Annotated in this window: 15 protein-coding genes; 8 read left to right on the top strand and 7 right to left on the bottom strand. The window is 62.3% G+C overall.

Translation table 11 applies throughout. From position 1 onward, the window contains the following. Nucleotides 1-18 precede the first annotated feature (18 nt). The 3 genes from M0D66_RS32420 to M0D66_RS32410 form a co-directional block, all read right to left on the bottom strand. A complete protein-coding gene (locus M0D66_RS32420; protein WP_211708746.1) occupies nucleotides 19-1077 on the bottom strand; it encodes a lipase secretion chaperone in 1059 nt (352 codons plus the stop codon). 4 nt (nucleotides 1078-1081) lie between these two features. Next, entirely contained in the window at nucleotides 1082-2176 is a 1095-nt protein-coding gene (locus M0D66_RS32415; RefSeq protein ID WP_211708747.1) for a triacylglycerol lipase, read from the bottom strand. Between the two features lie 105 nt (nucleotides 2177-2281). After that, complete coding sequence (locus M0D66_RS32410; RefSeq protein WP_211708748.1) at nucleotides 2282-3217, bottom strand: AraC family transcriptional regulator; 936 nt, start codon at nucleotides 3215-3217, stop codon at nucleotides 2282-2284. A 207-nt stretch (nucleotides 3218-3424) separates the two neighbouring features. On the opposite strand from M0D66_RS32410, the gene M0D66_RS32405 reads away from it, so the two are divergent. Then, a complete protein-coding gene (locus tag M0D66_RS32405) occupies nucleotides 3425-4345 on the top strand; it encodes an NAD(P)H-binding protein (RefSeq protein ID WP_211708749.1) in 921 nt (306 codons plus the stop codon). A gap of 26 nt (nucleotides 4346-4371) precedes the next feature. Continuing rightward, complete coding sequence (locus M0D66_RS32400; protein WP_200652818.1) at nucleotides 4372-4572, top strand: hypothetical protein; 201 nt, start codon at nucleotides 4372-4374, stop codon at nucleotides 4570-4572. A gap of 144 nt (nucleotides 4573-4716) precedes the next feature. Here M0D66_RS32400 and ribA read toward each other — a convergent pair whose 3' ends face one another. Continuing rightward, the gene (gene ribA / locus M0D66_RS32395) at nucleotides 4717-5367 is read right to left on the bottom strand and encodes a GTP cyclohydrolase II (RefSeq protein WP_054036395.1); all 651 of its coding nucleotides are present in this window, start codon (nucleotides 5365-5367) and stop codon (nucleotides 4717-4719) included. A 267-nt stretch (nucleotides 5368-5634) separates the two neighbouring features. On the opposite strand from ribA, the gene M0D66_RS32390 reads away from it, so the two are divergent. Next, entirely contained in the window at nucleotides 5635-6078 is a 444-nt protein-coding gene (locus tag M0D66_RS32390) for a CBS domain-containing protein (RefSeq protein WP_054036399.1), read from the top strand. Nucleotides 6079-6388: 310 nt separating this feature from the next. Here the strand turns inward: M0D66_RS32390 and M0D66_RS32385 are convergent, their stop codons facing one another. Together M0D66_RS32385 and M0D66_RS32380 are read right to left on the bottom strand one after the other, a co-directional pair. Beyond that, a complete protein-coding gene (locus M0D66_RS32385) occupies nucleotides 6389-6733 on the bottom strand; it encodes a DUF4148 domain-containing protein (protein WP_093638649.1) in 345 nt (114 codons plus the stop codon). A gap of 270 nt (nucleotides 6734-7003) precedes the next feature. Then, the gene (locus tag M0D66_RS32380; protein ID WP_211703773.1) at nucleotides 7004-7651 is read right to left on the bottom strand and encodes a DNA-3-methyladenine glycosylase; all 648 of its coding nucleotides are present in this window, start codon (nucleotides 7649-7651) and stop codon (nucleotides 7004-7006) included. A gap of 394 nt (nucleotides 7652-8045) precedes the next feature. Between M0D66_RS32380 and M0D66_RS32375 the strand changes: the two genes are divergently transcribed. Together M0D66_RS32375 and M0D66_RS32370 are read left to right on the top strand one after the other, a co-directional pair. Further along, the gene (locus M0D66_RS32375; RefSeq protein WP_266212563.1) at nucleotides 8046-8408 is read left to right on the top strand and encodes a BON domain-containing protein; all 363 of its coding nucleotides are present in this window, start codon (nucleotides 8046-8048) and stop codon (nucleotides 8406-8408) included. Nucleotides 8409-8844: 436 nt separating this feature from the next. Then, nucleotides 8845-9927 (top strand): calcium:proton antiporter, encoded by a 1083-nt coding sequence (locus M0D66_RS32370; RefSeq protein WP_211703772.1) that lies wholly within the window; start codon nucleotides 8845-8847, stop codon nucleotides 9925-9927. Between the two features lie 47 nt (nucleotides 9928-9974). Here M0D66_RS32370 and M0D66_RS32365 read toward each other — a convergent pair whose 3' ends face one another. Further along, nucleotides 9975-10868 (bottom strand): LysR substrate-binding domain-containing protein, encoded by an 894-nt coding sequence (locus M0D66_RS32365; RefSeq protein ID WP_211707495.1) that lies wholly within the window; start codon nucleotides 10866-10868, stop codon nucleotides 9975-9977. Nucleotides 10869-11432: 564 nt separating this feature from the next. On the opposite strand from M0D66_RS32365, the gene M0D66_RS32360 reads away from it, so the two are divergent. The 3 genes from M0D66_RS32360 to M0D66_RS32350 are packed head-to-tail and all read left to right on the top strand — an operon-like array spanning nucleotide 11433 to nucleotide 14367. Continuing rightward, complete coding sequence (locus M0D66_RS32360; RefSeq protein WP_093638626.1) at nucleotides 11433-12527, top strand: PotD/PotF family extracellular solute-binding protein; 1095 nt, start codon at nucleotides 11433-11435, stop codon at nucleotides 12525-12527. After that, nucleotides 12524-13507: an ABC transporter permease gene (locus M0D66_RS32355; RefSeq protein WP_211707496.1), complete on the top strand. Its 984-nt coding sequence runs from the start codon at nucleotides 12524-12526 to the stop codon at nucleotides 13505-13507. The genes M0D66_RS32360 and M0D66_RS32355 overlap by 4 nt, the downstream gene beginning before the upstream one ends. Then, a complete protein-coding gene (locus tag M0D66_RS32350; protein ID WP_093638616.1) occupies nucleotides 13504-14367 on the top strand; it encodes an ABC transporter permease in 864 nt (287 codons plus the stop codon). Before M0D66_RS32355 ends, M0D66_RS32350 begins: the two co-directional genes overlap by 4 nt. Nucleotides 14368-14412: the final 45 nt, after the last annotated feature.

Genomic DNA, 14412 nt, shown 5'->3' with positions numbered 1-14412 from the left:
CAGGTCGCGATAGCGGGTTCAGTTTGCCGAACCGCTGCCGCGATCGAGCGACGCCGCGCGCATCACGTCGCTCGGATTGGTGAAGAACTGCTGGCGCAACTGCGCAATCTGCGCGTCGCGTTGCTGACGCGACAAACCCTGTTTGTCGATCTGCGCGCGCTGGCTCGCATAGTCCGCGTAGCGGGCTTGCCAGGCGTCGTCAGCCTGCTGCATCTGCACGACGCGCTGCGCCGCTTCAGGCCCAAGTGTCTGCGTGATCTGCGCACGCATCGTATCGAGCGAACCGCCCTGCTTCTGCGCTTGACTGATCGCGTCGAGTGCGGCCTGTTGCTGGCGCGCTCGTTCGTGGGCTGCGCGCGTTTCCGGCGGCAGTGTCGCGTCTAGTGCGGTGAGACGCGCCGCTTTTTGCGCTGCGCTCAACGAATCATCTGACGCGATGCGCAGGCGCGCCAGATCCGTATGTTGCTGCTGCGATTCGGCTCCGAAGAACGGCTCGTTCCATTCGCCCATCAAACGGGTGCCCAAGGCATCGCGCTGATCGAGTGCGAGTTGCAACGCGTCGAGGTCCAGCTTTGCGCCGTTCTGGCTTTGGACCGGTGAGGTTTGTGGCAACTGGTCGAGCGCCGTGCGATAAGCGTTGTAGCGCTGCCAGACGGTCACCGCTTCGTCGGCGGCCGGCGTGCCGTCGAGTTGCGCGGCGATCTGGCGACGCACCAATGCATCGAGCGTCGCAGCGGAGATTTCGTTTTGCACCGTCAGGAAATAATCGAAGAAATCGCGGACCGCACGCGAGCGCGCGAGGTGGCCGCGGCCATCGGTTGGAAGATGCGGTGGCGACGAACCGTCGAGCGAAGCGGGCAATGCGCCGGCAGTCGACGTGCCGGCCACCATGTCCTTGCTCGAAGCAAGCGCGGGTTGCGCAGAGCTCGCTGCATTCACCGCGTGCAACGCTGACGCATCATGCGCGGACGGCGGGCGGTTCAACCACAATGCCGCGCCGGCCGACACCGCACCCACCGCCACGAAAACCAGCCACTGACCGCGCGCGCTACCCTGCTGCCGATCCAATCGCCGCATCCGATCACACGCCTTGCGTCTTCAGGCGATTGGCCTGCGTGCGAATCACTGCCACCGGGTCGGCCGCGTTCGCGCCGCGCACGCCGAGCAACTGGTTGATCTCGTCAAGATGGTTCCACTTATAGCTCGTGCCGAGCACCTTGCCGTAGAGTGCGCTGCACACCGAGACGAGTCCGTCGTTCTGCCCCGACCGGCGGCTCAGCATGATCGTGCCGGTGCCGTACAGGACGAGTGTCGAAGCATCAAGGAGGTTGGCGGAATCGATTGGCGCGACGCTGGTGTCAGTGGCGCCGGGGATGCCAAGCACGGAGGTCGGCTGAATCGCACTGCCCGCCCACGAGTACAGCAGATGCGTGTTGCCGTTGACGGTTTCAGTCGCGGCGCCCGTTTGGCATGAACCGGGCGCACCGAGGCCGGCACTCGGATAGCGCAAGTTGTAGGCCGCGGCGTTAGCCGTGGTCAGCGTCTGCAGCGCGGCTACCGCATTCTGATTCGTGTTGTGATTACTACTCGTCAGGATACCGAATATATTCGCAAACGCGCCGATGATCGGTGTCGAAAGACCGGTCGGATCTTTTTGCAACGCGTCCTGCACGAAGTCGGCGAACTCCGAACCGCGATGCGGCGTACCGATCGTGGTGACCGAAGCGACGAGTTCCGGCGCTACCGCCGCGACATAGCGCGAGGTCAAGCCACCCTGGCTGTGGCCGATCAGGTTCACCTTCTGCGCGCCAGTCGCGGCCAGCACCTGCTTCACGTAAGCGAGTAACTGTTCGCCGCGGCCGTTCGGACCGTCATCGCTCTGAAAGCCCGACAGGTTCGCCACATACACGCTTGCGCCGTGCTGCTGGAGGTCGGACTGAATGCCGTACCAGTAGTCGAGCACGCCGAGATATTTGTCGGTCCCAGTGAGGCCGTGGACGAGGACGATGGGATAGCGGGTTGCCGCATAATCATCGGCGCTGGTGGTCGACGTCGCGGCGACTGCGCGCTCGATGGCAACCGGAGTGGCGATGGTGAGAAGCACAGCGAGCGGCGCATTGGCGAGAGCGGCCGCGATCGCCCAGGCGACGATGCGAGAACCCTTCGATTTCGACATGTGACGGCCTCCGGTTGCGAAGTCCGCGTATTTAGCTATACAAATCGATCGAGGGCAATAGAGCCGGTCCTCCAAACTGCTTATGCTGCAGTGCGTTTTTAAGGTCTATCGCGGTGTTGCAATGCGACGGGCATTGAAGGCGTCGAGCTCCACAATGCTGCCTGGATTCGCGCTTGACTTGACCAACTCGCGCGGCGTAACGCCCAACAACCGCCCCATCCAATGCGCCATATGACTCTGATGCGCAAAGCCCGTTTCCAGCGCGATCTGACTCGCGCTCAACCTGCCTTGAAGCAATAGCGCTCTCGCCCGCTCCACGCGCCGCTGGACGACATACTGATGCACCGGCATACCGAGCGTTTCGCGAAACAGCGCCTTGAAATGCGGGACACTCAACTCAGCATGCACTGCCAGTTCGCCAAGCGTAAGGCGCTGATCGAGGTTCGCTTCGATAAACTCGATCACGCGAGCTGCAGTTTTCGGCGCAAGCGTGCGACGTTTGTTTTCGAGTTTGTCGAGCGCCGGCGCGTTGCCGATCAGCCGCACCACCATTGCTGTACACAGGCTTTCGGCGTAGAGCGGATCAGACGCATCGTCCGCTTCGAGTTCCGCGCGTAACGCCCAGGCCAGATGCTGAAAACGCGGGTCACGCATCTGGAACTGCGGACGAAGCCGCGCTTCGCTCGTCTTCAATTCCAGCTGTTCCACGGTCCGCTGCGCGAAGTCTTCGCCGATCCACACACTGAAAATCGTGCAGGCGGCTTCATCGGTCCACTGCCCGTCGACGCCCGCGGGAATAACATCCGCATCGCCATGCGCCTGAATCCGCGAATAGCGGCGCTCATTGCACACGCAACGCGCCTTGACCGGCGCACCGACATGCACACCCACGCGATGATATTTGAGCGCTGGAATCCGGTGCAGCCCGGCCGACACGTTGACCAGTTCCGCGCCGAAGCCCTGCCAGCCGAGCGTCTTGCTCGAGAGCAGCGCGATGCGGGAGCCACTGTGCGGCTGCGGTATCGGTGTCACGGCGTTCATTGCTTTTCCTCGTGGATGGCGGCAAACGTATGTGCATTGTGCTGCGTTTTTCGCTCCTCCGCTTGGCGCGCACCGCCTCAACACGCGTGCTGCGCCGCCACAAGGAAAAACAATCATCCGAATCTGCGCATGACGATCCGTGCCCGCGCGTTTCTCCGTCGCCGTCTCCCTAAGATGGCCGCATACCGACCCAGGAAGGAGCTCAACGTGTACGTCATCTTTGGAGCAGCAGGCAATGTAGGCAGAGTGAGCGCGGCGGCGTTGCGCCGGGCGGGCCGCGGAGTGCGCGCGGTCGTGCGCCACGCGAGGCAAGGCGAAGTGTTAGCGAAAATCGGCTGTGAAATCGCCATCGCCGATCTGCTCGATCCGGCTTCGGTCGCGCGCGCCATCGAAGGCGCGGACGCGGTACAGATACTCTGTCCAGTGCCGCACGCGGACGCCGATCCCGCAACCACGATGCGGCGCATGATCGACGTGAGCGCTGACACTTTGCGCGCCGACCCGCCGCAACGGGTGCTCGCGCTGTCCGACTACGGCGCGGAACACGCGAGCGGCACCGGCATCACGACGCTCTTCCACGCCCTCGAGACGCAACTCGCACCTATTGATTCGCAGTTGACGTTTCTGCGCGCAGCCGAACACATGCATAACTGGGCGCGCGTGCTGCCGATCGCGCTCGCGAGAGGCGTGCTGCCGAGTCTGCATCATCCGTTGAGCAAGATGTTTCCGACGGTTGCTGCAGAGGATGTCGGACTGCTGGCCGCTGAACTATTGCTCGACGACAGGCCGGCGAAGGTGTCACCACGAGTGGTGAGTATCGAAGGTGAAACGCGCATCAGCGCGTTAGATGTCGCACGCACACTCGGTGCATTGGCGCATCGCCAGATCACGGCCTACGAAGTGCCACGCAGCGAATGGGCCGCCATGCTTCATGGTGCGGGACTCGGCGAGAACCACGCGCGTCTCATCACGGATCTGTACGACGCGCATAACGCGGGCCGCATCGACGTCGAAACGGAGATCAGCGAGCGGCGCTTCGGCGCGACTGCGCTAGAGGGCGTGTTTGCGTCGATCCTGGCGCGTGTCGCTGAAACTTCAGCTGCAAATGCAAACGCCACTGCGCGCTAAACGGCACTCGTATCAGGAGGAATGACATGCATACCTGCCCTTTGCTGCGCGCATCGATGGAATCGCGGAAGATCGTGGCGCATCGAATCTCGCGAACGCGCGCGACCACGAGCGCCCGCCACTGGATGGCGATCCGGGCAAGTCTTGCGGGACTGACAGGCTGGCGAGCGCTTCGGGACGTGCTGAACGCAATCCCGGATAGCAACGACGACTTTGGCTTGTTCTGATTCGCGGCGGCTCGCGGCTCGATACGCCGTAGACACGCCGCAGAGATGTCATCACCGCGTCAAGGCCGCACTACATTGACGAAACCGACGCCACAACGCCGGCCACCGTTTGCAAACAAACGGTGGCCGGCGTGCATGTCTCGATTATTCGTTTTCGTCGAAGTAGTGCCCAAACTTCAATTGTTTGGTGCGGATATAGCGCTCGTTTTCCTCGCGCATCGGAATCGCCAGCGCCACCCGCTCGCATACCGGAATGCCATGCTTCGACAGCGTGTCGAATTTCTCCGGATTGTTGCTCATCAGGCGCACCGAAGTGACCTTGAGCGTGCGCAGAATGCCTGCCGCGGAATCGTATTCACGCGAGTCGTCGGGCAAGCCGAGATCGAGATTGGCCTCGACAGTGTCGCGGCCCTGCTCCTGCAACGCATACGCGCGGATCTTGTTCGACAGGCCGATGCCGCGCCCTTCGTGGCCGCGCAGATACAGCAGCACCCCACAGCCTTCAGCCGCGATATAACGCAGCGCCAGATCGAGTTGCTCGCCGCAATCGCAGCGGTACGAACCGAGCACGTCGCCCGTCAGGCACTCGGAGTGCAGGCGCGTCAACACGGACGACTGGTTTGCGACGTCGCCCATCACGAGCGCGAGATGTTCGGCGCCGCTATCGGCCACGCGAAACACGTAGGAGGTAAACGTGCCGTAGCGCGTGGGGAGCGTGGCGGTAGCGTCGAGGACGACGCACTCGCCGCTGGGTGCGCCGTCTGTTGCTTGCGACGGATCGTGAGACGTGAGCATGGCGTTGGACAATGGTGCTGACATGAACCCGCAAAATTGGGATGCGGTATGGACCGGCAGTTTACCGCTAATCGGCACACCGCGCCCGGATGCCCGCGTGCCGCGCGCCAAACCAACGCGCATCACATGGCTATCTGAGTTAAACGCATTGCGCGCCACAGGTATTCCCGAGGTCCTTCCGCCGCGCGCCGCGCCTATACTGGAATAGCCTGTCCCTCACGACAGCGCGCCGCATCGGCGTGCTGCACTGCGAAACGGAGTTGCTCCATGACAAGCGTTGCACAGCTTCTTAAAACTAAACCGAACAACACCACCGTCTTTACCGTCGGGGCCGACGATTCCGTCTACGACGCGATCAAGCTGATGGCTGAAAAAGGCATCGGCGCACTGGTCGTGACGGACGGCGACAGCATCGCCGGGATCGTTACGGAGCGGGACTATGCGCGGAAGGTCGTCCTGATGGATCGTTCGTCGAAGGCTACGCCGGTGCGCGACATCATGAGCAAAGCCGTGCGCTTTGTCCGCCCTGACCAGACCACCGATGATTGCATGGCTCTGATGACCGAACGGCGCATGCGCCACTTGCCGGTCATCGAAAACGACCGCCTGGTCGGCATGGTGTCGATCGGCGATCTGGTGAAGAACATCATCGCCGAACAGCAATTCACCATTCAGCAACTCGAGTTCTATATCCACGGCGAACGCCCCTGAGGTTCGCGGCATATCGCAGGTCGCGCCACACGGCGGGCTTCGCGCACTGCTGACCGGGGCGCAAAAAAAGCCCAATCCTTGAAAAAGGTTGGGCGAAGCTACCTTTCGGCAGCGGAGGTTCCTGAATTGTGGACCGCGAGAATGCGCGCCGCATAAAGCGCGCATGTGGCTCGCCGCATCACACTGCTGACTGCTCGCGGAACGGCGGAACGTGCGCTCAGCTAATTTACGCACGCCCCGCTTCGGTCACATCAACTGCCGGCCGGACCAGCCGGCCTCCAAACTTGGTTGCCAAACTCAGTTACCAAACTTAGTTACCAAAATAAACCGACTTCGGGCCGGACGTCGGTTGCAAGACGCCACCCGCTTGTGACGAACCGCTCACCGCGCCACCATAACCGCTGGTATCCGCGACGGGTTCCTGCGTTTGCGCGACTGCCGGATTTTGCGCCTGCACACGGCTTTCGGCGGCTTGAGCGTCGCTCGGATAGTTCGTGTCGTTGCTGGCGGCCGGGTTATAGCCCGCTTGTTCAAGCTGAATCAACTGACTGCGGACTTCTGCGCGGGTCGCGGGCTGATCGCCCGATTGAGCGAACGAAGCTACTGGGACGGCGAGAACGGCTGCAACGGCGATTGCCTTGATGAGCGATTTCATGACTTACCTCCAGATCTGTTTTTTAGCTTCGCTTGCCACACCATGTGAGAAGCGAGTGATTTCAGTCTAGTCACCCAATCATCGCGGGAAAACCCTTAATTGTGAGATAGATAATTGTTCAAAACGCAAGAGTGTGGCGAAACTTACCGCCAAAGACGATTGAAGGCTTCGTTTTACCGTAATAATTGTCGGGATCGTAACCTTTCTGTCTGATGGTTCGAAAATGCGTCTCCACAGAACGTGTTTTGCCGCATTGCCTGACGCTGATGGTCAGATTGACGGACTCGTCAACGCTTCAGCATGCGGTGGCAGCAGCAATTTTCGCGGTCCGCTGACGAACGCACTACCGGGTTCGAAAAACCGCAACGGCCGATGCATCTCGCGCGACAAGCCGATGCGGGTCGTCACGCCGATCGGCACATCGCCCGTCTCGATCACACCGATCCACAGGCCATGTCCGCTGCAAAGATCGCGGCCGTCAAACGACTGATCGATTCCCAAGGCCATGGTGAGCCGGCCGGGTCCGCGCGCGAGATCGCGCAGCGGCACGCCAGGCCGCCGCGCCTCCATCAGCGGCAAACCTTCCAGCGGCTCGATCGCGCGAATCAGAATACCCGCGCCAACCTCTTCCGCTTCCGCAGACATGTTCAGCATGTACGAAAGCCCATACGTGAGCCGGATATAAGCGTGGCCGGGAGCGAGAAACATCGAACCGTTATACGGGCGCCGGCCTGCAAATGCGTGGCTGGTCGAATCGCCGAGCGGGTACGCCTCGGTTTCGACAATGCGGCCGCTGATACGGCCTTCGGGAAGGTCGTGCACCAGATATTTGCCAATCATGAAACGCGCCAGCGCGACGGTATCGAGCGGTAAATCGTCACGAAGCAATGGGAGGATGGGTAGAGGCTGATTCAGCATGCAATCCGGACGAGTCGTTAAGCGCAATGCACTGGATTCGATAGATGCGTGGCCTATCCGCGCAGCGGACACGCCAACGGGCGTACCACCCGCGCCGCATCAAGCGGTAGAGCGCCATCGGCCTGCCTTCATCGGACCATTCGTTGTACCAAAACCTCATTTCCAGGCACCGACGCATTCACCATGGCACTAATTGGAGTATCGTGTGTTTCCGGCTTGCAGGACAGCCTTTGCCGGCATGCGTGTGCTTAGGCGCGCCTGATCCGCTTATAGATTGCAAGAAGTCGCTCGACCGCAGCAACGTTCCATTCAGATTTGATCCCGAAGTACCCGCTGGTGCAGTACACCGGCCCATCCCGGGGCCGTCGTATTCATGACAATAGGAGAGAGTTGAATGAAAGCATTCCAGGCAATCAAGATGGTCGGCGGTGCGCTGATCGTTCTGGCGTCCATCAATGCGTACGCGCAAAGCAGCGACGCTGCAGCTCCGGCGGCTCCCGCGGCTTCGTCCGCTCATAGCGCCAAGGCGGACAAGGCGGCCAACCGTGCACTGGGTCGTAAAGTGCGCAGCGCGCTGTCGAAGACCAAGGGCCTGAGCGTGACCAACATCACCGTGCGCGCACGTGGCGGCGCAGTGACGCTGGCCGGCACGGTGCCTGAGCAGCCGCAAGTCGACCTGGCAACCCAGGCCGCGCAAGCCGTGCCGGGCGTGACGTCGGTCAAGAACGCCCTCTCGATCCGTCCGGTCGGCCAATAAACCGCGTCGGTCAGTCGTAACGCTATACCCGGACGCACCGCTTCATCACGAGGCGGTGTGTCCGGACCGAAACATCCGGTTTCCTTCCCTGACGCCTGACGCTGCCAACCCGGCAGTTTTAGTCTGCCGATGGTGTTTCACTCATCAAAACCGCGCCGCATTGTCCGCGCAATCCTGCGTCACTCAATCCTTCAGATGCGGAACAGCCGCCGATTGCCTTGTCACCTTCGCCAGTGCGTCGGCACAATCGTCTGTAGTGCCGGATGACAAAATCCGGACCGCCTAGAATTATCCTTTATAATTTAATGCGTTAGAGCACGTTGTTGACAAGTTGGTTTAGTATCTTCGCTCGCTCCCAGGTCTCGTCAACACCGTGCGTGCACGCCGCATGAGTCCCGTACAAGCAACAAGAACACGCAACTAAAGGAAGTCCTGAATGACTACGCCCGCGACCGCTTTGCCCCGCTGGACCATCGCCGCGCCCTTCGTTGCCTGGATCGTGCTGGGCATCGCGTATGCCGTGCCGGGCAACGGGCTGCTGCTCGCGCTGATCGGCGTCGCGCTGTGCGCCGCCGTGTTCACAGCGGTGCACCACGCGGAAGTGGTCGCGCATCGCGTCGGCGAGCCGTTCGGTACCCTGGTGCTGGCGGTGGCCGTCACGGTGATCGAGGTCGCGCTGATCGTTTCGGTGATGCTGACCTCCGGCCCGGAAAAGGCCGGGCTTGCGCGCGACACGGTGTTCGCCGCGGTAATGATCGTCTGTAATGGGATCGTGGGCATCTGCCTGCTGGTGGGCGGCATCCGGCATCGCGAGCAGGATTTTCAAAGTCGTGGGGCGGCGGCCGCGCTGGCGGTGCTCGCGTCCTTGTCCGTATTGACTCTGGTGATGCCGAACTACACGACGACTAGCGCCGGCCCGGTTCTGTCGTCGTCGCAACTGGCGTTCGCGGGGGTGTCGTCGCTGGTGCTGTATGGGGTCTTCGTGTTCGTTCAGACCGTGCGGCATCGCGACTACTTTCTTGCCGACGTTCCCGACGAGGACGTCCACGCCGCCCCGCCGAGCATCGGTGTCGCGCTGGCAGCGGGCGGCTTGCTGGTGGTGTGCCTCGTCGCCGTCGTATTGCTCGCGAAAGTGCTCTCGCCTGTGGTTGAAACCGCGGTCAAGAACGCGGGTGCGCCGCCGGCGGTGGTCGGCATTATCATCGCGGCGCTGGTGCTGCTGCCGGAAGGGCTCGCCGCCGTGCGCGCGGCGCGCGCCGATCGCTTGCAGAACAGCCTGAATCTCGCGCTCGGTTCCGCGCTGGCCAGTATCGGGCTGACTATTCCGACGGTCGCTGCCGTGTTCTTGTGGACTGCTCAGCCGCTCATTCTCGGCATCGACGGCAAGGAAACCGTACTGCTGATGCTCACGTTGATCGTCGGCACCCTGACGCTCAGTTCCGGACGCACGACGATCCTGCAAGGCGCCGTGCATCTGTCGCTGTTCGCGGCGTATCTGTTTCTGTCCTTCGCGCCGTGACGATAACGCTCGGGGCCACGCTCTACGCAAACGAGCGGCCCCTCTCCTTACTCCTCCCAATGTTCCGCAATCCAGTCGCGGAACAGATTCAGCTTCTGCTGATGCGCGACTGAATCCGGATACACGAAGTAGTACCGCCAGCCGGTCTTAAGCACCGTATCGAACGGCCGCACGAGACGCTTGGCCGCGACGTCTTCGTCGATCAGGGCAAGATCGCTGATGGCGACACCGAAGCCTTGCAAGGCGGCGTTGGTCGCCATGTCGAGCGTGTCGAAGCTCGGGCCGTGTTCAGCGTCGATCGCCGGCGCATTCGCAGCATCCACCTCGGTCACCCTGGCAAGCCACATCTTCCAGTCGCGATGGTCGCGCGTTGGATGCAGCAGCGTGTGGCGCGCCAGATCCGCCAACTCCTTCAACGGTTTGTCTTTCAACAGATCCGGCGCGCACACCGGCGTCAGACGTTCCTCGAATAAGGGCACCGCCTGCACGTCCGCGCCCGGTGACGAGCCGTAGATGATCGCCGCGTCGAACGGCTCGAGCTGGAAGTCGACGTCGTGCTGCCAGGTGGTGGTGATCTGAACATGCAGCTCGGGATACTCGGCCTGGAAGCGCATGATCTTCGGCAACATCCAGCGCATCACGCAGGTCGGCACCTTCAGCGCGAGATCGGTACGCTGACGCGTGAGCCGCAGCGATATCTCTTCGATACGCGCGAAGCTCTCCTTTACCGCGGGCAGCAACAATTCGCCTTCGGCGGTCAGCGTCAGGCCTTTCGCATGGCGCTTGAAGAGCGGAAACTTGTAGTAGTCCTCGAGCGCGATGATCTGCCGGCTTACCGCGCCCTGTGTCAGGCATAGGTGGTCAGCGGCGCGTGTGAAGCTGCGATGCCGCGCCACGGTTTCGAAAATCTGCAGCGCATTGAGCGGCGGGAGACGTCGCATCTGGATGAGTCCGGTCAGGGATCAGGAAAAGTCATTGCGCGGGCGGACGACGTTACGTGCCGTCACGCCCCTTGAACCAACAGGATACGCGATAAGAATATTTTTCACGCGTTGCGCGCGAGCAAATATGCATGCATTTCGCTCATGACAGGGCTGTCAATTCCGGCCTGAGCGCGCTCGCTTGCACCGACTCAGGGCAGATGCCGCCAGACACCGCACCAGAACCGAGCTTTCCTCATACCTCCCAGCGGGCCGCCCGCGCGAAAAAATCATGGACGTTAACCCCGATACGCCACTGGATTGGCGTTCCCACGGATCGCAGCCAAGCCGCCGCTAGCGTCGCACAAGCGCCAGCCCATGAGATTCCGTCATGCGCTCCATGCGCATATTTCGTTTGTTGAGGGATTTTGACAAACCTAGAGTGCATCAACACGCAACGCAGCCGGTAGCGCGTGAGGTTGGGTACGTGGGGTCGAGTAAGGCAGGCAGCGCAAATGGGCGATGCAGCGGCAGCGGTCAGAGCGAATATCACCAGGCAACAGGCGTTCAACACAGGAGACCGCCATGCAAGAGATCAAACGGGGTAGAAGGCAGGCCATCAAGGCAATCGGCGCAGCACTCGCGGCGTCCAGTTTGCCGATGCCGTTCGTCAATCTGCGGGCACAGGAGCACAACTTCGCCGGCAAGACACTGCGCTTGCTGACCTGGTCGGACGACACCGGCGCCGCCGCCTTGCGCAACATCGCCGCCACGTTCACGGCGAAGACCGGCGCCAAGGTGATCGCCGACCGCGCCGACGGCACCTCCGGCATGGTCGCCAAGGTCAAGGCCGCGGGCGATCGTCCCACTTACGACGTCATCACGCTGGCCGGCGTCGGCGCGGCGGGTCTCGGCGACGCAGGTCTGCTGATGAAGCCCGATCTCGACAAGCTGCCGAACCTGAAGGAGGTCGCGCCGCAATACCGCACGGGCGCGAATGGCTTCGGCGTGGGTTATCTGCTGTGGTCGGATGGCTTGATCTACAACACGTCGACGGTCAAGACGGCGCCGTCTTCGTACGAAGCACTGTGGGACCCGAAGTACGCCGGACGCCTGTTCCTGCCGCCGCCCGAGTGGGCCGAAGCGGTGGACCTCGCGATCATCGCCGCGAAAATGAACGGCGGCTCGCAACAGAACATCGAGCCGGGCTTCAAGAAGCTGATGGAACTGAAAGATCACGTGATGACGCTCGGCGAGAACCCGAATCAGGTAGCCGATCTGTTCCGCACCGGCTCGCTCGATATCGGCGGCATCTATTCGCCGGCCTTCTTCCCGGACCAGATCCGCAAGCCCGAGTACAAGATGGGCGTGACCTACGGCATGAAGGAAGGCTTCGCCACGCAACTGATGTTCACGGTGATCCCGAAGTCGCACCCCGCCGACAGCGATCTGATCCACGCCTTCATCAACCATTCGCTTGATGCCGGCGTGCAAGGCCGCATGGCTGCCGACGTGCTGAACGGACCGGTCAACTCGAAAGCGGTGATTCCGGCCGAGAGCCGCGCATTCGTGCCGAGCCCGAAACAGATCGCCGAGAAAGCAATCCTGCATGACGACAAGGCGCTCGCCGTCGTGCAGCCTGCGTGGATCAAACGCTACACCGAAATTTTCTCGGCATGACCGCGATGCTCGCGCGTTTTTCGCGGCGTGCCTCATCGGCGTCTGACGCTGCGTCGGGTGATGCGTCGGGCGCGGCTTCCGGCTCGCCCGGCGCCGCTTCCCGCGCACCGGACGAGCAAGCGTCCACGGCGCTCGCGAAAGCCCGCCCCTGGATTCTGCTCGCGCCCATTCTGCTGTTTCTGGCCATTCTCGGCGCGGCAGCGCTCGTCGTGCTGCGCATGAGCTTTGGTACGCAAGGCAACGAATGGCGCGGGTTCACGCTGCAGAACTATGCCGATCTCGTCGACGGTTATTTCCTGAAGTCGCTGTGGCTCACGCTGCGGCTCGCATTTCAAAGCATGGTCTGCGCCGTGCTGCTGGCGATTCCCGTCGCTCTCGCGATGGCGCGCACCAAGTCGCGGCTCGCGCGGCGGCTGTTGCTCGCGGGTGTGTTGCTGCCCTTGCTCGTCAATCTGCTGCTGCAAGGTTATGGCTGGTTGATCATTCTCGGTCCGGCCGGTCTGCTCAATCACGCGCTGCTCGGCAGCGGCCTCGTCGACCGCCCGGTGATGTGGCTGTATCGCGAACACGGCGTGTTGCTGGGCCTGATTCAGACGGCGTTTCCTCTGGCCGTGCTGCCGTTGTCGAGCGCGATGCGCGCAGTTTCCAGCTCGTATGAAGAAGCCGCGGCCACGCTCGGCGCGACGCGCTGGCAGACGCTGCGTCATGTGTTGCTGCCGCTTGCCATGCCGGGGCTCGTGTCCGGCGCTCTGCTCGTGTTCGCGTACAACGCCAGCGCTTTCGCCGTGCCCCTGCTGCTCGGTGGACGCCGCGTGCCGATGCTCGCCGTACTGGTCCACGACCAGGTCGCGCCCTTGCTGAACTGGCCCGCCGCTTCCGCATCGGGCGTCGTATTGATGGTCGCGACACTTACCGTGATGGCACTGTCGCAGCGCCTCGTGCGCCGCACACAACGTCTCGCCGAGGAGCCTCACGCATGAGCACGCCACTTCAATCCCTGCGCCTGCCGCGTTTGCCGATGACCATGCCCGGCCAGCTCGGCAAAGCCACCGCGCTGCTCGCCGCCATCGTGCTGTTCCTCGCCGCACTACCGATCCTGACGATGATCACCATGTCGTTCAGCGCGGCCGACACGCTCGAATTCCCGCCGCACGCCTACGGCCTGCACTGGTACCGCGCGGCGTGGCACAGCTTCGTCTCGCCGGATGCAAGCGACTCCCTCTCGATGGGCGCCGCGCTCAGCACGAGCCTGATCGTCGCGCTCTCGACGATGGTCATCGCCACGCTCGTCTCCGTGCCCGCCGCCTACGCACTGAGCCGCTACCGTTTTCGCGGCAAACCCGCGGTCGAACAACTGGTGGCCTTGCCGCTCGTCTATCCGCTAGTGATGCTCGGTTTGTCGCTGTTGCTGGTGTTCAACGTGCTGCCGATCGAACTCGGCGTATTCCGCCTGATCATCGCGCACGTGATTCTGGCGCTGCCGTTCACCGTGAAAAATTGCGCGGCATCAGTGGCCTCGATTGGCCCGGAGTTCGAGGAAGCGGCCTGCGTGATGGGTGCGAGCCCGAGCCGCGCGCTGATCGACGTGATCCTGCCGCTGATGCGCCCCGGCATTCTCGCCGGCATGCTGTTCGCGTTCATCGTCTCGTTCAACGAATTCACGGTGACCTTCTTCCTGTACGGCATCGACACGATGACGCTGCCGGTGTGGCTCTACAGCCGCACGGTGTCGTCGCTCGATCCGACCGTATTCTGTTTTGCCGTATTCATCGTCGCGATCGACTTCGCGCTGATCTGGCTGCTCGAAAAGCTGATCGGCGACGAAGGGGTGGCGCTTTGACCGCCCTTTCGATTCGCGCTGCGCTGACGCCTTTTTGCTGGAGCA

The organism is Paraburkholderia sp. SECH2 (genome assembly GCF_030464795.1).
GTDB classification, from domain to species: domain Bacteria; phylum Pseudomonadota; class Gammaproteobacteria; order Burkholderiales; family Burkholderiaceae; genus Paraburkholderia; species Paraburkholderia aspalathi.
This window is presented reverse-complemented; position numbering and strand designations above follow the sequence as displayed.